Source organism: Pontixanthobacter sp., assembly GCF_049682855.1.
Lineage (GTDB): Bacteria > Pseudomonadota > Alphaproteobacteria > Sphingomonadales > Sphingomonadaceae > Pontixanthobacter.
Map to the genome: position 1 here is coordinate 180,080 of NZ_JBAUIK010000010.1, position 21,666 is coordinate 201,745.

Genomic DNA, 21,666 nt, shown 5'->3' on the forward strand with positions numbered 1-21,666 from the left:
AAGTTTCGAAAGAGGATTTTCCTATGGCTTTTCGTGATTTTTCTGCCGCTGGCGCTGATATGGCTGTTTCGCGCCGGTCGCTGATGCGCGGCGGCGCCTGGCTGTCGGCGGGTGCGGCGATGTCTGGTCTGCCGCTTGGCAGTATGGCGCTGGCGCATGATGTGAGCGGCGATTTCCCCAATATCGCTGCGATGGTGAAACGCTATCTCGACAGCAAGAAAGTTGCCAGTCTGCTGGTGACACTGGGTAGCGGGCAGGAGGATCACGCGCATAGTATCGGCGGCGGCACTTTGTCGCTCGGCAGCAGCATGGCGGTGGATGAAAATTCGCTGTTCCGCATTTATTCCATGACCAAGCCGGTCACCGGCATGGCGACGATGATGCTGATCGATGACGGCAGGCTGAGCCTGGACCAGCCAGTGAGCGAGATTCTGCCCGCTTTTGCCAATATGCAGGTGATGGCCGATCCATCGGGCCCGCTGGATGATACCGTACCCGCTGATACAGCGATCACGATCCGTCATCTGCTGACCCATACCGCTGGTCTGGGCTATATAATCTCCGATAATGCTGCCCTTGCCAAGGCATTTGCCGATCGGGGTCTGGTCGGCGGACGGGTCAGCCGCCTTCCCATTCCGGGCCTACCCGAGGTGACCCCTGCGCCCAATTTGGAAGTCTGGGCCGACCGGCTGGCGACATTGCCGCTGGTCGCGCAGCCGGGCACGCAGTGGATTTATTCTGCCAGCCTCGATTTGCTGGGCCGCGTCATCGAAGTTGCATCGGGTATGGGCTTTGAGGAATTTCTGAAAGCGCGCATTTTTGACCCATGCGGCATGGACAGTACATATTTCACGGTACCGGCGAGCGAAACCGGGCGGCTGACGACCAATTACGGCGTGGTAAACGGCCTGACACTGCCGATTGATGGCGGCGCCAATTCGATCTTCACCGATGCGCCGGGCGTACCATCGGGGGGCGGCGGACTGGTCAGTTCGGCCAAGGATTATGACCGTTTCCTGCGGATGTTGCTCGGCTATGGATTGCTCGATGATACCCGCGTGATGGGCGAGAATGCCGTGCGCGTTGGCACGTCCAACTTGCTGCCCGATGGGGTTGATACCAGCGGCACCTGGATCGCCGGACAGGGGCACGGCGCGGGCGGGCGCGTGGTCGGCCAGCAATATGGCTGGGGCGGGGCCGCGGGTACGCTGGCCAGCATCGATTACGGCCTCAACCAGCGGATCGGTCTGTTCACCCAATATATGCCCGCAGAAGCCTATCCGATCCGGACCGAATTTATGGCCGCGATAGAGGCGGATTTGAACGCAATGGCTCCGGCCTGACCGCAGCTATCAGAGGCATATTATGCAGGCATTTACCGGATCGCGGCTGGACCGTGCGGATGCTATACGCGCCGATCCCGCCGCGTTGGCGGAGCTCACCAATTGGCGGGCCAAGCTGCTCAGGCTGGACGGGCTGATGCCGCATGTCAGCAGCCAGAATACGCTGGAATGGGGCACGCTGGCCGATGCGGCGGAAGATGCAGAGCTGGTGTTCCTTGGCCTTGATACAGACGAAAGCGGCACTGCCAAACCCTGCTTCGCGGCTGTTCCCGCGCAGGGCGATGCCAGCCCGCGCATGGCCAATCCGCGCCTGTGGGGATTGATGGCGACGCTCACCCCCGATGATCTGGCGATCTATGGCGGCGCGCGCAGCATTGTCGATTGGCATGCGCGGCACCGGTTCTGTGCAGCCTGCGGCGGCGCGGCCGTGATCGCGAAAGGCGGCTGGCAGAGGAGCTGCACGCGCTGCGGCGCGCAGCATTTTCCGCGGACCGATCCGGTCACGATCATGCTGGTCGAGCATGACGACACGCTGTTGCTCGGCCGCGGGCTCGGCTGGCCGGACAAAGCCTATTCCGCGCTCGCCGGTTTTGTCGAACCGGGCGAAAGTATCGAGGAAGCCGTGGCCCGCGAAGTTTTTGAGGAATCGGGTATAGTCGCGCGCGAAGTGCAGTATATCGCCAGCCAGCCGTGGCCGTTCCCCGCGCAATTGATGATGGGCTGCACCGCGATTGCGGACAATACCGATATCACTCTCGATACAACCGAGCTGGCCGATGCGCGCTGGTTCACCCGCGCCGAAGTGCAGGCCGCGATGGATGGTGATGCCGATGCCATAATGACTGCGCCGCCGAAACAGGCGATTGCGAACCATCTGCTGCAATGGTGGCTGGATAAGGGCACCGCATAATGGGTGCTGCGTGACAGTGCGCCCGCGCCAAATGACCATCGACATCTATTCCGATGTCATGTGCCCGTGGTGCATCATCGGCTACGGCCAGCTGCAGAAAGGGCTGGCGCTGCTGGCGGGAGAAATTGAGGCGCAAATCCGCTGGCACCCGTTTGAACTCAATCCCGATATGGCCGCAGAGGGCGAGGAACAGGCCGCGCATATAGCGCGCAAATATAACCGCACGGCGCAGCAAACGCAGGCGGTGCGCGGCCAGATGAAAGCCGTGGCCGAGCAGGCCGGTGTCTCATTGGAATATACCGGCGAAACGGGTGCAGAAGGCGAAGCGCCGCCCGCGATGATGTGGAACACTTTTGACGCGCATAAGCTGCTCACTTGGGCGCTGGAAAGCGCCAGCGCTGCGCGGCAGACGCAGCTTAAACTCGCTTTGTTCACTGCCCATTTTAATCACCGCCGCACAATCGGCCAGCGCAGTGTTCTCCTCGATATAGCCGAGGAAAACGGTTTTGACCGTTCGGCGGCAGAGGCAATACTGGACGATCCCGAAATTGCAAACCGCGTGCGGATGGAGCAGGCCCAGGCGCATGATTTGAACATCACCGGCGTCCCCGCGATGATCGTAGAGGGAAAAATGCTGATCCCCGGTGCGCAAGCGCCCGAGATTTATGCCAATGCACTTCGGCGGGTGGCAGCGAAGTTTCCGGCTTGAAGAATTGTTCAGAGTCTGGGTACAGCCCCCAGCGGATGACCCGCTGACCAATCCTTGCCCATCGTCATGTCGCCAAAACGACGCATTACAGCCGAAAATAATGCATAGAGCTCTTCCACTCCCGTTTGAACTTTGATTAGCTAAAGGCTCTATAGCAGCCGGTTTTTACGCCATCGCCTATCGGTGGCGGGGCGAGACGGTCACATTTCCTATCGCGGGATGGACAGTGCCGCCCAGCACCGGCTGGCAGCCTAGATAGCCCTTCCCCCTGGGAAAGGGTTGGGATGGGGGTAGGGCGGCAGCGATATGGGAGACCCCATCAGCTCTGAACCGCCATTAGCACTGAACCCCCACCCCCGACCCCTCCCCACGGGGAGGGGGGATTTAAGCGCGCCGGTTTCACGAGATTTTGCCCATGATTTTTGCGCTGGCTGCACCACCGCAACCGATATTTCCTACACCGCCCTGACACGCTATTGCAGCGCGGTTCTTTCCCATTGTCAGTTCCGTTTTTAATCACTGCGCCGTGCTTGCGGGCAGGAGCCACCAAAAGTCACACACCGCCTGCATGAAAGGTCACACGCATTTGTCACTTATGCTCTTTAAGAGGCTCCAAATATTGGAGAAACTGCGAAAAGTCACACTCCCGAAATATTGCCGGAGCGTCCCTTTCCAACAGGGGTACCCGGCATTTCCTATTCGCAAAGGCGCCTCAATTGAACGGCAGCAACCGAAATATCAGCCGCTAAACCAGCCCCAGTTTCCGTAGCTTGTTATGCAGTTTGCCCGGCAAGACATCGCCGGTTTGTGCATCGGGCGCGAGATCGGCGGGGGCTTTGTCTTCCTCCAGATAACGCCAGCCCTGATGCGCACGTTTATAGCGGGCCTCGACCAAAATCAGGCGCGGTTCGAGGATGATATTCCAGCGCCCATCCTGCTGCTGGCGAAATTCCATGATCGGGCTGCGCGCGCAAATCGAATGATCGTGAATCCAATACAGCGATCCGCCTTTCATCTCCTCGTGCCGTTTGGGCAGATAGCGGGTCGTCATCACCGCGCCCTGCGGCTGGCTTTCCAGCCATGCGCGAAGCGTGTGGATGCTCTCGCTGCGATAGGCGATCTTGGTAATACAGAGCGGCATTAAGCAGCCACGCCCGACACGACAGCGAGGCCAAGAAATGCGAAAAAGCCCATCGAATCGGTAATCATGGTGACGAACACCGAACTGGCGAGCGCCGGATCCTGTTTCAGCCGCTCAAACATGACCGGTACTAGCACGCCGGCCAGCCCCGCAGTGATAACGTTAATGAGCATGGCGAGAGCGATCACGCCGCCCAGCATCGGGCTGAAAACCAGCGCAGTGGCAGCGCCCACCAACAGGGCGATCGTCACGCCATTCAGGGCGGCCACGCGGAACTCGCGCCACAAAATCCGCATCGTGTTGGCTTCGGTCAGCTGGTTCATCGCAATCGCGCGCACTGATACCGCCATTGTCTGGGTGCCTGCATTGCCCCCGATACTGGCGACAATCGGCATCAAGACCGCCAGCGCGACCAGTTTTTCAATCGCCGCCCCGAATGCGGCAATAATCAGGCTGCCAATCAGGGCGGTACCCAGATTGGCAACCAGCCAGCGGATGCGTGACCCATAGGCCGCGCGGATCGGTTCGTTAATATCGCCTTCGCCCGCGCCCGACATCAGCAGGGCATCCTCGCTCGCTTCCTCGGAAATGATGTGGACCACATCATCGACAGTCATTTGCCCGACCAGACGCCCGCTTTCATCCACCACGGCGGCGGAAATAAGCGCGTATTTCTGGAACATCAGCGCGACCTCTTCCTGATCCAGCGTCACCGGAACCAGCGTCTGATCGCGCTTCATCACATCGGCGAGGGCGATGTGGCGGGGGGTCCGCAATATCCAGCTGAGCTGGCAAGTGCCGACCGGATGATGCCCGGCATCAACCACAAACACTTCGTAAAAATCATTTGCCAGATTTGACCCGGAATTGGCGTCATCACGCAGAAAATCAATCAGTCCGCCGACGGTCATATATTCAGGAACCGCCACGACGTCGCGGCTCATCAACCGGCCGGCGGTTTCCTCCGGATAGGCGAGCGCGCTTTCAATCGCGACCCGGTCATCATCATCCAGTTCAGCCAGAATGGCCTGCTGGTCAGCCAGGTCCAAATCTTCAATCAGCTGGACAGCATCGTCATTATCAAGCTGCTCCGCGATGGATGCGACGGCCTCTGCCGGCAGTGCTTCCATCATGGTTTCGCGGACATAATCATTGAGTTCGGCGATCACATCGCTCGACATCAAATCAGTGATCGCAATCGCCAGATCGCGGCGTTCATCGCTGTCGCACAATTCGAACAGATCGGCGATATCGGCCGGGTGGAGCGGTTCGACGAGAGCGTACACCGCCCCGTTATCGCCGCTTTCCAGCAAATTACGCACCGATCGTACATATTCTGCTTTCAGGGTGTTTTCTTCATCCAGCCGTTCATCATCAATCCGGTCGTCCGGACGCACATATTCCTCGGCTGGTTCACCGGCGCGCATCAGATCATCATCGAGATGGGAATTGTCCGCCATAGCGTTCGTCTAGGCGGGTGGGGTTGAAAAGCAAGGCTGCACTCGCTGCGATGGATCGGGGGTATAGGGGCAGAGCGGGTGACATTGCCGCGTCAATCCCTATACAGCGCCCATATTGGTAATTTATAGTTAGGAGATTCCCCCAATGGCTGATCAAAAACTTACTCTCACACTCGAAACCGGTGATGTGGTTATTAAAATGCGCCCCGATCTGGCGCCCGGCCATGTGGCCCGGATAACCGAACTTGTCGGCGAAGGGTTTTATGATGGGGTGGTCTTCCACCGCGTCATTCCAGGCTTCATGGCGCAGGGCGGCTGCCCGAACGGCACCGGCATGGGGGGCAGCGACAAACCTGACCTGAAAGCGGAATTTAACGCAGAACCGCACACCCGCGGTACTTGCTCGATGGCGCGCACCCAGGTTCCAGACAGCGCCAACAGCCAGTTCTTCATCTGTTTTGACGATGCACATTTTCTTGATGGCCAATATACGGTGTGGGGCCAGGTCGAAAGCGGCATGGATTTGATTGACGGTCTGCCTGTGGGTGAACCACCGGCGGCGCCAGGCAAAATCGTCAGCGCGGCGGTATCCTGAGTGTGATTGCGGGATAGGGTGATGATCCGCCTGTTTGTGGGGCTGCTCGGCGCGGCGATGCTTGGCGGCTGTATCACGCCCTATCCCGACATTACCCAATCGCGCAGTCCGTGCCGGTCTGAACCGGGCGGATGGTGTGATTTTGTGCGAGAGGCGGCGGCAGAAAGCTACGGCTATGCCATGCTCAGCAGCAACGCGTATCAGGATGAGGATCGCTATACTGATCTGCCACCGCTATTTCTGGAACGCGAAAATTCGGACAATAATGCAAGCGGTCTCGCCTATTCAGTGTTTGACCGCCATGCCGTATCGGGGGGTGAGCGCGGCCCGCTATTGGCACGAATTATTGCCTTTCGCGGCACCGAATTCGGCTCAAGCAGCGACATATTTTCCGGCTCTCTGGGTGACCGCCAACGTGACGGCGCGCGTATGGCCTATGCTGCAGAGCGTGCGCATCTCAATTCTGAAAATTACTCGGACATCCCGATTGAAGTGACTGGCCACTCGCTGGGCGGGGCGCTGGCAACGCAAATATCCATCGATAATCCCGGCGTAAGAGCCTTTGTGTTTAACACTTCGCCATTTTTTGCAGGTGACCCTGCGATGGGTGATGCGGACCGGCTGGCTGTCTCTGAACGCGGCGAATTTCTGCGCGTGTTGCGCCGTTACAAGGCGCCGCCTGCTGCCAATGTGTTGGTGATCAACTGCAATCCTTCGGCCAGCGCCGGTTCCAAGCACAGCATCCGCAAACTGGCTGACTGTCTTACGTGGATTGCTGCCTATAATGACAGCTATGCTTTGGCTGCAATCGCGCCAAACGGAATTGCCAAACCCGAAGTGGAATGCGGCGAAGCGGACAAGGTGCATCCCGGCATGGTGAAACCGGGCAGGACGGTCGCCGGCGGCGTGGCCGAAACCGGTCATTGCATGCACGCACCTAAAGCGGCGCGGCAGCCGGGCTGAGCCGGTCTGGGACCAGCCTACAGCCCCGCGCTAACCAGCCAATCATGAAACAGGCGCACCGGGCGCGATTCGAGGGCCTGCGGTTTGCACACGAACCAATAGCTATACGGGCTTTCTACCTCTGTATCGAACAAATGCGCGAGCCGGTTATCGGCCGCGCGCTTCATATGGTCGTCATGCATGATTGCGATGCCAAGCCCCTGGGCGGCTGCCTCCAGCATCAGCTGACCCGAATCATAATGGTCAATTGCTGCTGGCTCCATCGCCTCCAGCCCCAGCGCGTGCTTCCACGCTTCGAAACTGGCGGGCAGCTCGTTGTGGATCAGGAAGGTCTGTTTGGCCAATGCATCAAGATCAGGCTCCTGGCCCAGAAGTTTCGCCGTCTCGCGGCTGCAGATCGCGTGGACGCGGTTGTAATCAAGCCGGATCGCATGAAATGCCGTATCGGGACCGCGCGACAGGATAATCGCTGCATCCAGTGTATCGCCAACCCGGTCTTCCAGATGGGGCCCGGTATCGATATCTATGTGAAGCAGCGGATGGCGTTTGCGCAGCTCTCCCAGACGCGGGAACAGGCGCTGGCTACCAAACAGAGGCAGCACACCCAGCCGCAGGCGCAACAATGACAGGTTCTCCGACTGGTTCTCAATCGCCATTGATAACGCGTCGAGATGCGGGGCGATTGCTTCGTGAAAGGCCTGCCCTTCGTCTGTAAGGCTCATCGCCTGTTTGGCGCGGGTAAACAGCTTCTTGCCGGTGAATTCCTCAAGATTGGCAATTCGGCGTGACAAGGCGGACGGACTGAGCGCGAGCTCTTCCGCCGCTGCTCGCGCAGAACCAAGGCGCACAGTGCGCATGAAGGCTTCCAGCGCACGTAATGGCGGCAACCGTCTGATGGGCATCACTTACTCCTTACGCATTCAACGCGCGGAGCTATGATTGGTTGCAGAAAATCGAATGCTACCGAGCCAATTTAGTCAGAACTTGCATCATCCATTCGGGCGGGCGGGTGCAGGCGCATACGTTTGACATGTGTTTCATCAGCAGCGGTGATTTCGATGTGCCACCCGCTTGGATGCTTGATCATCGCGCCTACTGGCGGCACCTGTTCCGCAAGCACGAACGCCAGGCCGCCCAAAGTATCGACAGATTCCTCGACTTCGGCAAGCTGCGGATCGACCATATCGGCGACATCGTCAAGCTCGGCGCGCGCATCACAATCCCACATCCCGTCCCCTATGGGAGAGATCAGCTCTTCGGGAACATCATCATGTTCATCCTCAATCTCGCCGACGATTTCCTCGACCAAATCTTCAATCGTGATCACCCCGTCAGTGCCGGAAAACTCATCCACCACAATCGCCAGATGCACGCGCCGGGCGCGCATATCGGCGAGAACGTCCAAGGCCCCGCGCGACCCCGGAACATAGATTGGCTGACGCATCAGCGTCGTCCAATCCTTGGGCGGTTTGGCCTTCGTGGCGAGGAAGGGGAACACGTCCTTGATGTGGATCATACCGATCACATGGTCCAATTGATCCCGGTATACGGGCATGCGCGAATGGCCATTCTCGGAAAAACTTGCGATCAGTTCGGCCCATGTCGCCTCGGCGGGCACAGCGATGATCTCGCCGCGCGGAATGGCAACGTCATCCGCATCATGCTCGCTGAAATGGAGCAAATTGCGCAGCATCTGCCGCTCGACGCCCGACAGGTCACCATTGCCAGGTGCGGTTTCATCATCAGCGGGATGGTCATCTTCGTGCTCGTCAATTGCATCTTCGAGCTGTTCGCGCAGCGAACGGTCGGTCCTGAAAAACCGTCTGATGGCGGGCAAGAACCCGCTCCTACTGTCCGGGTCTCCGGCGGGGGTGTCGATGTCGGGCATGGCCCTTATTGGGTACTCCTATGCATAGATGCGATATCGCGATCCCCATAGGGATCAGCAATTCCCATAGACGCAAGCGCGGCAATCTCCAACGCTTCCATTGCATCGGCATCCTGTGGCGATGGTTCGTGATCATACCCGGCCAGATGGAGCAACCCGTGAATGATCAGATGGGCCGCGTGCTCGCCCAGAGGAAGGGATTTCTGCGCTGCTTCGCGCGCGCAGGTTTCATGGGCCAACGCCAGATCGCCCAGCATTACCGGCGGGCCATCAGGAGATAATGCCTTTAATTCACTGCGGGTAAGCATCGGGAAAGACAGCACATTGGTCGGCTTGTCCTGGCGGCGCCATTCAAGGTTGAGCGCGTGCATTTGGGTGTCGGATGTGAACAGCAGGCTGGCACAAAGGCGCTGATTGCCCAATTCCGGCGCAGCTTTCGCAGCGGCCGCAGCGGCCTTGAGCGAGAGCACATTCCAATCCGCTGGCGGCCAATCCTCTATATCGATGTCCAAATTCATCGTTCGGACTGCCCGCGCTTACGCACCGGGCCCTTCATAGGCTTCGACAATTTTTCCAACGATCGGATGGCGCACGACATCGGCGACGGTAAAACGGGTTGTTCCGATGCCGTCAACATTCTCAAGCCGGCTGACCGCATCGGCAAGGCCGCTCATTCGGTCGCCGCCGGGAATATCGACTTGCCGGGGATCACCGCACACCACCATCCGGCTGTTTTCACCGAAACGGGTGAGAAACATTTTCATCTGTTCCTTGGTGGTATTCTGTGCCTCGTCCAGAATGATAAAACTGTCCGCCAGCGTCCGTCCGCGCATGAACGCTATGGGCGCGATTTCAATCTCGCCGCTGGCGATCCGGCGTTCGACCTGTTCGGGCGGCATGCAATCGAACAAGGCATCATATAGGGGGCGCAGATAGGGATCGACCTTGTCCTTCATATCGCCGGGCAGAAAGCCGAGTTTTTCCCCAGCCTCCACCGCGGGGCGCGACAGGATCAGCCGCTGCACGCTGCCGGTGATGAGCTGCGATACCGCCTGTGCCACCGCGACATAGGTTTTACCGGTACCGGCCGGGCCAAGCGCAAAAATCACATCCTCGCGTGCCAATTGCCGCATGTATGAGGCTTGCATTTTCGACCGCGGCACAATGGTTTTGCGCCGCGTCCGGATCATGATGGGCGGGGCATTTTTGTCCGCATTGACGATACCTTCCAGCACCGGCTCGTTCGACATGGCGATGACGCTTTCAATCGCCCCGCTATCCAGATCCTGGCCTTCGGCAAGCCGGTCATACAGCGATCGCAGCACGTCGCGGGCGCGCGCTACGCTGTCCTCCGGCCCTTCCAGATGCAAAGTGTCTCCGCGCGCTGAGATGAAAATGCCCAACCGGTTTTCGATCTGCACCAGATTGGCATCAAACTGCCCGAATAAAGGAACCAGCAATGATTGGTTTTCAAAATTCATGTCGAGCTGCGCCCGGCGGATTTCCCGCTGCGGGACGGGGGAGGGCGAGAAGACCGGCTTGCCGGCAGAGGTGGGTTTTCTTCCCATGCGGTTTAAAATGTGCCTTTCATTACTGAACCGTAATGTAGTCACGCGAATTGAACTGGCAAGCGTGCGCAGCCCCTTACGCCAGGAAAAAATCGTGCAGTTGCCGTGAAAAGAGGATGATCGCTATGGCGAGATCAGCCGTCCGCCCAGCGATTGCTGCCCGGCTTGGATTAACTCTGCTGTCACCAAGTCGCCGATCGCGACATCACCGGTAAAATGGACCGATTGGAGCCACGGTGATTTGCCCAGCCATTGCCCTTCCCGCTTGCCTTTGCGTTCGACCAGCACTTCGCAGGTTTTGCCAATGCTGGCATCATTGAAGGCCTGCTGGTCTCGGCGGAGCGACGCCTGCAGGCGCTGCAGGCGTTCATCCATAACCTCGAGCGGAACTTGATCGTCCATCGTTGCAGCAGGTGTGCCGGGACGAGGGGAGTATTTGAAGCTGTAGGCCTGTGAATAACGGACTTCATCAACGATCGCGAGTGTGTCTTCAAACTCCGCATCGGTTTCACCCGGGAAGCCGACAATGAAGTCCCCCGATAACGCCAGATCAGGCCGTACAGCGCGAAATCGCTGGAGCAGTTTGAGGTAGCTTTCCGCAGTATGGCTGCGGTTCATTGCTTTCAAAATCCGGTTGTTGCCGCTTTGCACCGGCAGATGCAGATAGGGCATCAGCTTGGAAATTTCGCCATGCGTCTCGATCAGCGCGTCATCCATATCGGCGGGGTGGCTGGTGGTGTAACGGATGCGCGCGAGGTCAGGAATGGCGGCAATCGCGCGGATCAGGCCCGCCATGCCCAGGCTGCGGCCCCGATCATCTTCGCCCGTCCAGGCGCTGACATTCTGGCCCAGCAAAGTGATTTCCTTTGCGCCAGCCTCCACCAGCATTTTTGCTTCATCCACCAATGCCGCATAGGGGCGCGAAATTTCCGCGCCGCGCGTATACGGCACGACGCAATAGGTGCAGAATTTATCGCACCCTTCCTGGATGGTCAAAAACGCTGAGGGCGCCGATTTGCGGCGCTGCGGCAATGCGGAAAATTTCGCATCGGCTGGCATGTCGGTATCGGTCGAGCGTTTGCCGGATACCGCATTATCGATCATCGCGGGCAGACGGTGATAGGCCTGCGGCCCGACAACCATCGACACGGCGGGGGAGCGGGCCATGATTTCCTCACCCTCTGCCTGCGCAACGCAGCCCGCCACCGCGATCATCGGCGCTTTTTTCTGGGTCTTGCCCTTGGTCAGGCGGCCAATATCCGAATAGACTTTCTCGGCTGCCTTTTCGCGGATGTGGCAGGTGTTGAGCACGACCAGATCGGCATCTTCGCCTTCGGCGGCCTCGGCGATACCTTCTTGCTGCAGCATCTCGCCCATCCGCTCTCCGTCATAAACATTCATCTGGCAGCCGAAGCTTTTGACGCGGTATGTTTTGGGGGCAGCTGTCTGTTTCATCGCCGCGCCTATAGCGAAGCCGCTGCGTTTTCCCAACATGCAATAATGGCGGCGCGTTCAGCGGCTAAGGGGCTGCGCGTCTTGCCCCGCGCCATGCGCGCACATCCCCTGAAAATTTCATCACGATATCTCTGGCTTCTTGGACTCTCTTCTTGCGCGTAGGCTCGGTTCTGGCCGACACCACATGTTGTGCGGCCATCCGTCGCTTACCGGGTGTCAGTGCGTCCCATGACGCTGCGAACGCCCGATCATTTGCGAGTTCCTGTTTAAGAGCATCAGCTATCTCGACATGATTTTGATCAGCGATGGTGAAGCGCACATCGGCGATATCGCCCACACTCAATTGGGCAGATTTGCGTATCGCCGGGGCGACGATCAGATAATGGCGGCCATCCCCAGCAGGAAGAAAGGCATTGGCAATCGGGATATCGGCGATTTCGCCTTCGACGCGCAGTCTCGGGAATTTTTCGAACGGCAGCTGTTGTTTGATACGACCGGGCAGAAATATCACATGGTACCAGATCTTCCGCTCTTTACCGACTCCGGACATTTCGATTTCGGCCGAAAATTCATATTCGTACATGGCTAAAGATTGGCGGTGTCATGCGAGGTGCGCGTGGCTGATGCATGTGTATCGCCCGCATCCCTTGGTGCAGCATAGCGCACTGGCACCACATCATGTTTGAACGCACGCAAGGGCTGGCCCAAGCTGGTCAGCAAGGCGGCCTCAATCGCTGCGCGTGCACGGGCACCAATCGCCTTGCGGCCGCGGAATTCTTCGGGGCTGAACGGTTCAAGAAAATGCAGCCGCAATTCAAATGTCCCCTTGCGGCCCAATACACGCTTGGCATTGTTCATCCCGCTTTCATCCCCGACCCAGCCAATTTCCTCGCCGACATCGATGCCGTAATCAATCAAAACGGGCTGAACCAGTACGCCGGGCGGGGGAGGCTCCAAAACGCTGAGCATCGAAGTTTTGAACGGCAGCAGCGACTGCCCATCGGTGGTGGTGCCCTCTGGGAATACGGTAACAGACCAATTATCCGCCAGCGCCTCGCGCAGCAGGTTAATCTGATTGGCCACGCCCAGACGGTTTTCCCGTTTTACAAAAACAGTCCGGTTGAGGCGGCAGAGCCAATTGATCAGCGGCACATCGCTCAATTCGGCTTTGGCCACGAAAGCGGTTCCGCTGGCGCCGGCGAGCGAGAGAATATCGAGCCACGACACATGGTTGGCCACGAAAAACACATCGCGGCGCAGCGGCGTGCCGATCTTTTTGACGCGCGCCCCGCAAATTCGCCCGGCATAACGCAGAAACAGCATGGGAAAAGGCGAACCATATTTAAAGATGCGATATAGATAATGCAGTGGGACGCACACTATCAGCAGCCCGGCCAAACCGGCTGCCCGCACAGTCAACCGAAACCAGCCACGGATCGACAGCGGAGTATGTTCGCCGCGTTCCGCCGCATCACGAAGCGCCGGGCCCATCAGGCAGACTTGTCTTTCTCGCGGCCAATTTTGACCCCGTAAAGCTCCATCCGGTGATCAACCAGCCGGTAACCGAGCTTTGCGGCAATTACTTTCTGCAATGCCTCAAGTTCCGGATCGACAAATTCGACCACATCTCCGCTTTCGACATCAATCAGATGGTCATGATGGGCCTCAGGCGCCGCTTCATACCGTGCCCGGCCATCGCCGAAATCGTGCCGGTCCAGAATGCCGGCCTCTTCAAACAGGCGAACCGTACGGTATACTGTTGCGATCGAGATTTTGGTGTCGATGGCGGATGCCCGTTCATGCAGCAGTTCAACATCGGGGTGATCATCGCTTTCCGACAGAACCCGCGCAATTACCCGGCGCTGTTCGGTAATCCGCAAGCCGCGCTCGGCACAAAGCTGTTCCAAGTCGATACGTTGGTTCACATTCATCCCCAATTGCATAGCGCCCCAGACCCATAGAGGGGAGGGGCGCTATTCTCAAGACAGGCACGGCAGTTATCTGCCGCAGTCCATATATCACACTTCTTTTTTGCGGCGGCCCCGTTTCTGGCCCGGTTTCCGGCCAAGACCGATTTTCTTCGCCAGTTCCCGGCGTTTTTCCGCATAATTGGGGGCAACCATAGGATAATCGGCAGGCAGGTTCCAGCGGGCGCGATACTGTTCTGGTGTCATGTCGTAATTGGTACGCAGATACCGTTTAAGCATTTTCAACTTGGTACCATCTTCCAGACAGACGATGTAATCAGGTTTGATGGATGCGCGGATCGACACGGCTGGCTCTGGCACTTCTTCAACAGGGTCTTTATCCTGTCCCAGAACGGCCAACGCGCCATACACGTTTGATATCAGCGTTGGCACATCGTTTACATCGACATTATTGTTGCTGACATGTGCAGCAACAATATCTGACGTGAGTGTAATAAGCGTTTCCGTCATGTCGCTCTCAAAATTGTCCATGATTTTCCTCATCATTATCTGAACATTGTCGTACCCGTATCGCACGGCTGGCAGCCCAATGGCGCAATTGATATAATAGTTCAAGTATGGGATGCAGATATATCTATACAATAACTGCCATTTTGACCCGATTAATTGCTATAACTTCTTGGCGAAAGTGATTGCGTCAATTCGGGTGCCGTCTTTACCGGTATAATAGTTTTCACGGCGGCCTATTGGACAAAATCCGAGCGCCTCATACAGTGCACGGGCCGGATTATTTTCACGCATCTCCAGAAAGATGCGCTCTGCGCCGCGCTGCGCAGCGTCAGTGAAGCAGCGATTGAGTAATTGCCTTGCCAGACCTTTACCGCGGTGCCGGGGATCAACCGCAATCAGCAATATTTCCTCTTCCTGGGCGACATATTTGGTCAAAGTGAACCCTGCTGCACTTTTGCATCCATCAGGATAATTGCCTCCAGAATCGACCAGGGTGTAGTGGATATGCGGCAGCACCAGCGAATCGGATAATTGCCGCCGGTTCCATGCCTCGCCCCATTGGGGGTCAAAGGCCGCTTCCATCACATGCATGATCCCGTCAATATCATCGCGCATGATGCGTATCAGCCGGTCGCGGCGTTCGGCAGCTTTGCATCGGGCGCGCGCCCGTAGAGCGGGACAGCGCCGTTCATCAGCAGGGCGGGCGGAATGGCGCGGGCATAGCGCGCGTCAGGCACGGTGTCCAACGCCTCTCCGCTTCCGCGAAGCGCCGCAAACGCTTGCGCCTGCGTCCCCGCTATCACGGCTGTGTGAAACCGCGTGACGGCTTCATGGGGGGGAAGTGCCACATGCTCCGCCAAAGGCACGCCATCGGGGCCATATTCCTGTAAGAACCATTCGCCGTGGCCGCCGGTCATACACGCCAGTAGCGGCTCCCGATCGCAGTGCCCGGATATCTGGCGCGCAGTTGCAGCGACCAGAGCGAGCGCCGGGTAGCCCGACACACTGGCGTTCCACGCAAACCCCAAAGCCCGCGCGGTCGCAATTCCTATCCTGACGCCGGTGAAACTGCCTGGCCCGCAAGACACCAGAATACGGTCCGCCTGGCCCTTGTCGGGCAGTCCGGCGATCATCGGCACCAATCGTTCGGCATGGCCCCGGCCAAGCACAACATGATCACTGGCGACCACCATATCGCCATCGAAATGAGCCACAGAACAGGCTTCTGTCGCGCAATCGATGGCGAGTGTCCGGATCATTGAGAGCGTCTGTCAGACAATGGTATTGAAAGTGCCAAAGTCAGGACGCGGGCTGCGTTCGAAAATTGATTCCGGGTCGCCATACCCAACCGAGCAGATCCAGTCTGCCTTGACCCGCGGCTGATCCGCAAAAAAGTGCTCTGTGACCTTGTCCAGATCAACCCCGGACATCGGACCGCAATCGAGACCGATCGACCGCGCCGCCATAATCAAATATGCGCCCTGAAGCGCGGAATTACGGAACGCGCCTTCTTTGCGGCCCGCTTCGTCACCCTCGAACCAGCTTTTGGCGTCAGCATGGGGAAACAGCCACGGCAGTTGCTCGTGGAAATCGATATCATATCCGATAATGACGGTTGCCGGCGCGGCCTTGATCTTGTCCTTGTTGCCGTCCGAGGCGAATTCGGCGAGCGTGTGCTTTTCGTCCTCGCTACGGACCCAAACAAACCGGCCCGGCTGCATATTGGCCGAAGTCGGGGCCATTTTCAGCAGGTCGTAAATTTGATGAATCTGCGCCTCTGACACGTCTTTATCGAGCCAGTCATTATAGGTTCTGGCTTCGTTAAACAACTGGTCAAGCGTCGCTGTGTCCAAAGAATGGTCGTGAAATTGCTTGGTCATGTCTTACCTCAAAAGTTCGTATTGCTATCCGCCGTTAGGCCGCACGCACTTCAACGACTTCGGGCACATAATGTTTCAGCAAACCTTCAATACCGTGTTTGAGAGTAGCGGTGGAGGATGGGCAGCCCGAGCAGGCGCCCTGCATTGTCAGATAGACGACACCATCCTTGAAACCGCGATAGGCAATGTCGCCGCCATCGCCGGCCACCGCAGGGCGAATACGCGTTTCCAGAAGATCGTGGATTTGCGCGATGATATCAGCATTTTCTGGATCATCCTCGACCACCATATCATCATCGGCCGGCACCAAAATCCCCGACGCATCTCCGCCGAGAAACAGCGGTGCCTCCGAAATGAAATGATCGAGCAATATCGAGACAACCTGCGGCTTCAGAGCGGACCAATTGACACCAGGCGCCGCAGTGACGGAGATGAAATCGTGCCCGAAAAAGACCAGAACAACCTCGCCGGTGTCGAAAATGGCCTGTGCTAGAGGCGATACCTCAGACGCTTCGGGTGAGGCAAATTCACGCGTTCCGGAAGGCATGACTATCTGACCCGGAAGAAATTTCAGACTGGCGGGGTTCGGAGTGGTTTCGGTTTCTATATACATGACCATGATGTAGGTGCCGCCGCCGTGCCCGGCAAGACCGTTCGATGGCGTATGTGATGGATCGGCTGCGGTGCGGTGCGCGCGCGGATACTGTGGAGTTTTTTGTGCCAATGCAAATAACGCCTGACCTATTCACTATCGCTTCATATGTTGCGCGCCTATATCGCCGGTATGATTACATTTTTCCGGGCCATGCAGCCGCTATCCGTCATCCTTTCTATCACCGTGCTTGCAAGTCCGCTTCATGCTCAGCCAGGGGCGCAAAGTGATGCCGCAGAGGCGGTTCTGCCCACCGCAATCCAGACGGGTGACGAAACGCCGTGGATTTACGAAGGCAGCGATGTCCCGCGAGACGAAGAGTGGCTGTTTGGCGCGATGGATAACGGATTGCGCTATGCCGTGCGCGAAAATGGTGTACCTCCGGGACAGGTGTCCATCCGTATCCGCATAGATGCCGGGTCGCTGCATGAAGAGGATAGCGAGCAGGGCTTTGCCCATTTGATGGAGCATTTAAGTTTCCGCGAGAGCAAATATCTCAAAGCGGGCGAGGCCATTACCCGCTGGCAGGAGCTTGGCGCGACGTTTGGCAGCGATACCAATGCGGTGACCAGCCCGACGCACACCGTGTATAAACTGGATTTACCCAATGCCACGCCTTCGGCGCTGGAAGAAAGCTTCAAATTGCTGTCCGGCATGATGCAGGAACCGGTATTGTCGCCGGAAACATTGGCCGCAGAGGTGCCCATCGTGCTTGCGGAAAAACGCGAACGCGGCGGCGCGGGCCAGCGTGTGGCGGAGAGATCGCGCGAAATCCTATTTGCCGGACAGCGGCTCGCCAACCGTCTGCCGATCGGTACGGTAGAAACATTGACAGCCGCGACAGCGCCTGCGTTGCAAGCGTTTCATGACCGCTGGTACCGGCCTGAAAATACCGTCATTGTGGCGGCGGGTGATACCGATGCGATCCGTCTTGCGGTTCTGGTTGAGAAATATTTTGGTGATTGGCAGGGCAAAGGTCCGCGCGTCCCTGCGCCCGATTTTGGTGATCCGGTCGCTCCGGCTGGGGCTGATCCTGCCAATCCGGTGGGAGAGCTGGCAGTGTTGGTGGAGCCAGACCTGCCGCGCAGCATGACTTATGCGATCATGCGCCCGTGGCGGCCAGTGCAGGATACGATCATCTATAATGAAGGGCTGCTTCTGGACGCTCTGGGCCAGGCGATTATCAATCGCCGCCTGGAATCGCGCGCCCGGTCAGGCGGATCGTATTTATATGCCCAGGTCAGCCAGGATGATGTCAGCCGGTCCACCGATGCGACATTTGTATCCTTCGGGCCGCTCGGTGCTGACTGGAATGCCGCGCTTACCGATGTGCGCTCGGTGATCAAGGATGCTCTTGAGACCGCACCTACGCAGGAGGAAATCGACCGCGAAGTGGCCGAATTTGAATCGATTTTTGTCAGTCAGGTCGAACAGGAAGAAGTCCAGGCGGGCAGCGTTCTGGCCGATAATATCGTCAATGCGGTCGATATTCGCGAAGCTGTGGCTGCACCGGATACGGTTCTGAATGTCTTTCGCGGTATGGCAGCCAAGATCACGCCAGCCTCGGTGCTGGAGCGGACCCGCGCCCTGTTTGTCGGAGACGTTATACGCGGCACCTATCTGACCCCTGCCGCTGGTGAAGCGGACGAGGCATCCTTGCGCAGCGCATTGCTTGCGCCGGTCGCAGCGGACGGTTCTGCACGGCTGGTCGCCAAATCGATTTCTTTTGATGAATTGCCGCCGATTGGCGAACCGGGCGAGATTATTGCGCGCGGGTCGCTAGGCGTGGCAGGCATTCCCGATATTGAGCGGATCGAGTTCGCCAATGGCGCGCGCGCTCTGGTGTGGAACCATCAGGCGGAGCGCGGGCGCGTAACCGTAAAAATGCGGTTTGGGGCAGGGTATCGTGCCTTTGAACAGGATCAGGCTGCCTATATCTCGCTCGCCGAAATGGCACTGATCGGATCGGGTCAGGGCGATTTGGGTCAGGAGGAATTGGACCGCGTCTCAACCGGCCGTGTGATGGGCTTCGATTTTGGCATTGGTGATGCGCATTTTACTTTCGATGCGCAAACCCGTGAGGCGGATCTGGCGGATCAGCTCTATCTGTTTGCCGGAAAACTGGCGATGCCGCGCTGGGATGCGAACCCGGTTATCCGTGCCAAGGCCGCGCAAAGCCTCGCCTATGAAAGCTATGCCACCAGCCCGGGCGGCGTATTGGGCCGCGATCTGGAATATCTGCTGCGTGATCGGGATGCGCGTTTCAGTACGCCGGATCCCGCTGCGATTGCAGCCGCAACACCGCAAGGGTTTCGCGCGGTGTGGGAGCCCTTGTTGAAACAGGGCGATGTTGAAGTGATCGTATTCGGTGACTTTGACAAGGATGCGGCGGTCGAGGCCTTGCGCAAAACAGTCGGTGCATTGCCGCCGCGCGAACCGATCGCTCCCGCCATAGCGGGGCGCGTTCCCCGCTTTCCTGATGCAACGAGCGAGACCACCGTTCTAACCCATCGCGGTGATGCCAATCAGGCGGCGGCTGTGATAGCATGGCCCAGCGGCGGCGGGGTCGACGGGCTGCCCGAATCGCGCCAGCTCGATATTTTGATCGACGTATTCAACAACCGCCTGGTTGATGCGATGCGTGAACGGGCCGGGGCGAGCTATGCCCCCAATGTTGGGTCGCGCTGGCCCACCGAGCTGGACGGGGGCGGCAGGATCACCGCAGCGGCGCAATTGCGCCCCGAAGATGTGCCGGTGTTTTACGCCGCAGCCGAAGCCATCGCGCAGGATCTGGCGGCCAACCCGCCCACCGCAGAGGAATTGCAGCGTGTCACCGAACCATTGCGCCAGTTAATTACCCGCGCATCGACTGGAAACCAGTTTTGGGTCGGCCAGTTGGAAGGTTCCACAAATGATCCGCGTCGGATCGCGATGGTGCGTTCTTTGCTGTCTGATTATACGCAAACCACGCCGGACATCATGCAATTTCTGGCGCGGCGCTATCTGGCGGAAACACCGGGATACCGGATAGCAATCATCCCGGAGGGGACCGAACTGGCGACTGAATCTGGCAGTTCGGCGGGCCGCGCGGCGCAGATAACCGGGCGCTGATTGCGGCCAGTATCGACGGGCAGCGGCCAAGCAGTGCTTGACCGCTGGCAACCTTTCTTACGCCCCGCGCTGGCAATTGCTTTGCTATTGCCTGTCAGGCGGCCTATTTCGGCGTGCAGATCACTGCAAATATGACATGGAAAGACAGGTAGATAGTGGCACAGAACTGGACCCCCGATAGCTGGACAGCATGCGAAGCTCGTCATCTGCCGCGCTATGAAGATGCTGACGCGCTCGCCCAGGTGGAAACAACGCTGTCCAATTATCCGCCGCTGGTTTTCGCCGGTGAAGCGCGCGCGCTGAAGGCCGATCTGGCAGAGGTGGCGCAAGGCAAGGCGTTTCTGCTGCAAGGTGGTGACTGCGCAGAAAGCTTTGCTGAATTCCACCCGAACACTATTCGCGACACATTCCGCGTCTTGCTGCAAATGGCGGTTGTGCTGACCTATGCGGGCAAAGTTCCGGTGGTCAAAGTCGGCCGGATGGCGGGGCAGTTTGCCAAGCCGCGCAGCAGCGACACCGAAACCAAAGACGGCGTGACGTTGCCCAGCTATTTCGGTGATAATGTCAATGGGATCGAGTTCGATCCTGCGCAGCGTAAAAATGATCCCGAACGGATGGTGCGCGCTTATTCACAGGCTGCCTCGACGCTCAATCTGCTGCGCGCATTTGCGGGCGGCGGCTATGCCAATTTGCGCCAGGTCCATAATTGGACGCTTGATTTCATGGGCCGAAGCCCGTGGGCAGATAAGTTTGCGCAAACGGCCGACCGGATTGGCGAGGCGCTTGATTTTATGGAGGCCTGCGGGGTTGATCCCAACACGGTGCCGCAATTGCAGCGGACCAGTTTCTACACCAGTCACGAGGCGCTGTTGCTCCCTTATGAGCAAAGCCTGACGCGGCAGGATTCGCTCACTGGCGACTGGTTTGATACCAGCGCGCATATGGTGTGGATCGGTGACCGCACGCGTTTTGAAGGCAGCGCGCATGTGGAATTTGCGCGCGGTATCGGTAACCCGCTGGGCATGAAATGCGGCCCGTCAATGGAACCGGACGTGTTGCTGACGCTGCTTGATACGCTGAACCCGAACCGCGAAGCAGGCCGGATCACTTTGATCAGCCGGTTCGGCCATGACAAGGTCGAGGCCGGTCTGCCGCGTCTGCTCCGCGCGGTTAAGGCAGAAGGCCATCCGGTTGTCTGGTCATGCGATCCGATGCACGGCAATGTCGTGAAATCCGATAGCGGGTACAAAACCCGTCCGTTCGACCGTATCCTGACCGAAGTGAAGGGTTTCTTCGCTGCACACCGCGCCGAAGGGACCCATGCTGGCGGCATTCATATTGAGATGACCGGGCAGGATGTGACCGAATGCGTCGGCGGCGCGGTTGGTATTGCTGACGAGCGTCTGGGCGACCGATATCATACGCATTGCGACCCGCGCCTCAATGCGGCGCAATCGCTGGAACTGGCGTTTTTACTGGCGGAAATGATGACAACTGAAGCAGAAGCGGTCCAGGCGAACGCAGCCTGAGCAGAAAAAACCCGCAAGTAGGCC

General features: G+C 58.3%; 22 protein-coding genes. 7 read left to right on the forward strand and 15 right to left on the reverse strand.

Annotated features, from left to right (window positions below; all coding sequences use genetic code 11):
- Positions 1-23: 23 nt before the first annotated feature.
- Genes WA922_RS08040 through WA922_RS08050 form a run of 3 tightly spaced genes read left to right on the forward strand, consistent with a single transcriptional unit; the run spans position 24 to position 2,962 of the window.
- Positions 24-1,343, forward strand: a complete 1,320-nt coding sequence (locus WA922_RS08040; protein WP_424771179.1) for a serine hydrolase domain-containing protein — start codon at positions 24-26, stop codon at positions 1,341-1,343.
- A 22-nt stretch (positions 1,344-1,365) separates the two neighbouring features.
- Complete coding sequence (gene nudC / locus WA922_RS08045) at positions 1,366-2,253, forward strand: NAD(+) diphosphatase (protein ID WP_424771180.1); 888 nt, start codon at positions 1,366-1,368, stop codon at positions 2,251-2,253.
- Positions 2,254-2,263: 10 nt separating this feature from the next.
- Positions 2,264-2,962 carry a DsbA family oxidoreductase gene (locus WA922_RS08050; protein ID WP_424771181.1) on the forward strand — a complete coding sequence of 233 codons (699 nt, stop codon included), beginning with the start codon at positions 2,264-2,266 and terminating at the stop codon, positions 2,960-2,962.
- A 745-nt stretch (positions 2,963-3,707) separates the two neighbouring features.
- Here the strand turns inward: WA922_RS08050 and WA922_RS08055 are convergent.
- Positions 3,708-4,103 carry a DUF1489 family protein gene (locus WA922_RS08055; RefSeq protein WP_424771182.1) on the reverse strand — a complete coding sequence of 132 codons (396 nt, stop codon included), beginning with the start codon at positions 4,101-4,103 and terminating at the stop codon, positions 3,708-3,710.
- Positions 4,103-5,563 carry a magnesium transporter gene (mgtE, locus tag WA922_RS08060; RefSeq protein ID WP_424771183.1) on the reverse strand — a complete coding sequence of 487 codons (1,461 nt, stop codon included), beginning with the start codon at positions 5,561-5,563 and terminating at the stop codon, positions 4,103-4,105. The genes WA922_RS08055 and mgtE overlap by 1 nt, the downstream gene beginning before the upstream one ends.
- Before the next feature lie 145 nt (positions 5,564-5,708).
- On the opposite strand from mgtE, the gene WA922_RS08065 reads away from it, so the two are divergent.
- On the forward strand, positions 5,709-6,158 hold the full coding sequence (locus tag WA922_RS08065) for a peptidylprolyl isomerase (RefSeq protein WP_424771184.1): 450 nt from the start codon (positions 5,709-5,711) through the stop codon (positions 6,156-6,158).
- Between the two features lie 21 nt (positions 6,159-6,179).
- Positions 6,180-7,121 (forward strand): lipase family protein, encoded by a 942-nt coding sequence (locus tag WA922_RS08070; protein WP_424771185.1) that lies wholly within the window; start codon positions 6,180-6,182, stop codon positions 7,119-7,121.
- A gap of 17 nt (positions 7,122-7,138) precedes the next feature.
- On the opposite strand, the gene WA922_RS08075 is transcribed toward WA922_RS08070, so the two are convergent.
- From WA922_RS08075 to WA922_RS08135, 13 genes are all read right to left on the reverse strand, one after another.
- A complete protein-coding gene (locus tag WA922_RS08075) occupies positions 7,139-8,023 on the reverse strand; it encodes a LysR substrate-binding domain-containing protein (RefSeq protein WP_424771186.1) in 885 nt (294 codons plus the stop codon).
- Between the two features lie 71 nt (positions 8,024-8,094).
- Entirely contained in the window at positions 8,095-9,009 is a 915-nt protein-coding gene (locus WA922_RS08080; RefSeq protein WP_424771187.1) for a hemolysin family protein, read from the reverse strand.
- A 5-nt stretch (positions 9,010-9,014) separates the two neighbouring features.
- On the reverse strand, positions 9,015-9,527 hold the full coding sequence (gene ybeY, locus WA922_RS08085; protein WP_424771188.1) for an rRNA maturation RNase YbeY: 513 nt from the start codon (positions 9,525-9,527) through the stop codon (positions 9,015-9,017).
- 18 nt (positions 9,528-9,545) lie between these two features.
- Complete coding sequence (locus WA922_RS08090; RefSeq protein WP_424771189.1) at positions 9,546-10,577, reverse strand: PhoH family protein; 1,032 nt, start codon at positions 10,575-10,577, stop codon at positions 9,546-9,548.
- Positions 10,578-10,700: 123 nt separating this feature from the next.
- Entirely contained in the window at positions 10,701-12,032 is a 1,332-nt protein-coding gene (miaB, locus tag WA922_RS08095) for a tRNA (N6-isopentenyl adenosine(37)-C2)-methylthiotransferase MiaB (RefSeq protein ID WP_424771190.1), read from the reverse strand.
- A gap of 64 nt (positions 12,033-12,096) precedes the next feature.
- Positions 12,097-12,615, reverse strand: coding sequence for a YdeI/OmpD-associated family protein (locus WA922_RS08100; protein ID WP_424771191.1), 519 nt, complete (start codon positions 12,613-12,615; stop codon positions 12,097-12,099).
- 2 nt (positions 12,616-12,617) lie between these two features.
- The gene (locus WA922_RS08105; protein ID WP_424771192.1) at positions 12,618-13,523 is read right to left on the reverse strand and encodes a lysophospholipid acyltransferase family protein; all 906 of its coding nucleotides are present in this window, start codon (positions 13,521-13,523) and stop codon (positions 12,618-12,620) included.
- Positions 13,523-13,957 carry a Fur family transcriptional regulator gene (locus WA922_RS08110; protein WP_424771193.1) on the reverse strand — a complete coding sequence of 145 codons (435 nt, stop codon included), beginning with the start codon at positions 13,955-13,957 and terminating at the stop codon, positions 13,523-13,525. Before WA922_RS08110 ends, WA922_RS08105 begins: the two co-directional genes overlap by 1 nt.
- A gap of 93 nt (positions 13,958-14,050) precedes the next feature.
- Complete coding sequence (locus WA922_RS08115) at positions 14,051-14,491, reverse strand: MucR family transcriptional regulator (RefSeq protein ID WP_424771221.1); 441 nt, start codon at positions 14,489-14,491, stop codon at positions 14,051-14,053.
- A 138-nt stretch (positions 14,492-14,629) separates the two neighbouring features.
- On the reverse strand, positions 14,630-15,085 hold the full coding sequence (locus WA922_RS08120) for a GNAT family N-acetyltransferase (RefSeq protein WP_424771194.1): 456 nt from the start codon (positions 15,083-15,085) through the stop codon (positions 14,630-14,632).
- Between the two features lie 8 nt (positions 15,086-15,093).
- Entirely contained in the window at positions 15,094-15,729 is a 636-nt protein-coding gene (gene tsaB / locus WA922_RS08125; RefSeq protein WP_424771195.1) for a tRNA (adenosine(37)-N6)-threonylcarbamoyltransferase complex dimerization subunit type 1 TsaB, read from the reverse strand.
- Between the two features lie 12 nt (positions 15,730-15,741).
- Entirely contained in the window at positions 15,742-16,350 is a 609-nt protein-coding gene (locus WA922_RS08130; RefSeq protein ID WP_424771196.1) for a malonic semialdehyde reductase, read from the reverse strand.
- Between the two features lie 34 nt (positions 16,351-16,384).
- Positions 16,385-16,963, reverse strand: a complete 579-nt coding sequence (locus WA922_RS08135; RefSeq protein ID WP_424771222.1) for a NifU family protein — start codon at positions 16,961-16,963, stop codon at positions 16,385-16,387.
- 171 nt (positions 16,964-17,134) lie between these two features.
- On the opposite strand from WA922_RS08135, the gene WA922_RS08140 reads away from it, so the two are divergent.
- Together WA922_RS08140 and WA922_RS08145 are read left to right on the forward strand one after the other, a co-directional pair.
- Positions 17,135-20,113, forward strand: a complete 2,979-nt coding sequence (locus WA922_RS08140) for a M16 family metallopeptidase (RefSeq protein ID WP_424771197.1) — start codon at positions 17,135-17,137, stop codon at positions 20,111-20,113.
- Between the two features lie 155 nt (positions 20,114-20,268).
- Complete coding sequence (locus WA922_RS08145; RefSeq protein ID WP_424771198.1) at positions 20,269-21,642, forward strand: class II 3-deoxy-7-phosphoheptulonate synthase; 1,374 nt, start codon at positions 20,269-20,271, stop codon at positions 21,640-21,642.
- The last annotated feature ends 24 nt before the right edge of the window (positions 21,643-21,666 follow it).

What these genes read in the sequence shown, in the direction of transcription:
- WA922_RS08100 (WP_424771191.1), bottom strand. Translation starts at nt 12,615, where the DNA reads ATGTACGAATATGAATTTTCGGCCGAAATCGAAATGTCCGGAGTCGGT.
- WA922_RS08065 (WP_424771184.1), top strand. Translation starts at nt 5,709, where the DNA reads ATGGCTGATCAAAAACTTACTCTCACACTCGAAACCGGTGATGTGGTT.
- nudC (WP_424771180.1), top strand. Translation starts at nt 1,366, where the DNA reads ATGCAGGCATTTACCGGATCGCGGCTGGACCGTGCGGATGCTATACGC.
- WA922_RS08055 (WP_424771182.1), bottom strand. Translation starts at nt 4,103, where the DNA reads ATGCCGCTCTGTATTACCAAGATCGCCTATCGCAGCGAGAGCATCCAC.
- WA922_RS08115 (WP_424771221.1), bottom strand. Translation starts at nt 14,491, where the DNA reads ATGGACAATTTTGAGAGCGACATGACGGAAACGCTTATTACACTCACG.
- mgtE (WP_424771183.1), bottom strand. Translation starts at nt 5,563, where the DNA reads ATGGCGGACAATTCCCATCTCGATGATGATCTGATGCGCGCCGGTGAA.
- WA922_RS08080 (WP_424771187.1), bottom strand. Translation starts at nt 9,009, where the DNA reads ATGCCCGACATCGACACCCCCGCCGGAGACCCGGACAGTAGGAGCGGG.
- WA922_RS08130 (WP_424771196.1), bottom strand. Translation starts at nt 16,350, where the DNA reads ATGACCAAGCAATTTCACGACCATTCTTTGGACACAGCGACGCTTGAC.
- miaB (WP_424771190.1), bottom strand. Translation starts at nt 12,032, where the DNA reads ATGAAACAGACAGCTGCCCCCAAAACATACCGCGTCAAAAGCTTCGGC.
- WA922_RS08070 (WP_424771185.1), top strand. Translation starts at nt 6,180, where the DNA reads ATGATCCGCCTGTTTGTGGGGCTGCTCGGCGCGGCGATGCTTGGCGGC.
- WA922_RS08090 (WP_424771189.1), bottom strand. Translation starts at nt 10,577, where the DNA reads ATGGGAAGAAAACCCACCTCTGCCGGCAAGCCGGTCTTCTCGCCCTCC.
- WA922_RS08140 (WP_424771197.1), top strand. Translation starts at nt 17,135, where the DNA reads ATGATTACATTTTTCCGGGCCATGCAGCCGCTATCCGTCATCCTTTCT.
- ybeY (WP_424771188.1), bottom strand. Translation starts at nt 9,527, where the DNA reads ATGAATTTGGACATCGATATAGAGGATTGGCCGCCAGCGGATTGGAAT.
- WA922_RS08075 (WP_424771186.1), bottom strand. Translation starts at nt 8,023, where the DNA reads ATGCCCATCAGACGGTTGCCGCCATTACGTGCGCTGGAAGCCTTCATG.
- WA922_RS08040 (WP_424771179.1), top strand. Translation starts at nt 24, where the DNA reads ATGGCTTTTCGTGATTTTTCTGCCGCTGGCGCTGATATGGCTGTTTCG.
- WA922_RS08135 (WP_424771222.1), bottom strand. Translation starts at nt 16,963, where the DNA reads ATGTATATAGAAACCGAAACCACTCCGAACCCCGCCAGTCTGAAATTT.
- WA922_RS08105 (WP_424771192.1), bottom strand. Translation starts at nt 13,523, where the DNA reads ATGGGCCCGGCGCTTCGTGATGCGGCGGAACGCGGCGAACATACTCCG.
- tsaB (WP_424771195.1), bottom strand. Translation starts at nt 15,729, where the DNA reads ATGATCCGGACACTCGCCATCGATTGCGCGACAGAAGCCTGTTCTGTG.
- WA922_RS08120 (WP_424771194.1), bottom strand. Translation starts at nt 15,085, where the DNA reads ATGCGCGATGATATTGACGGGATCATGCATGTGATGGAAGCGGCCTTT.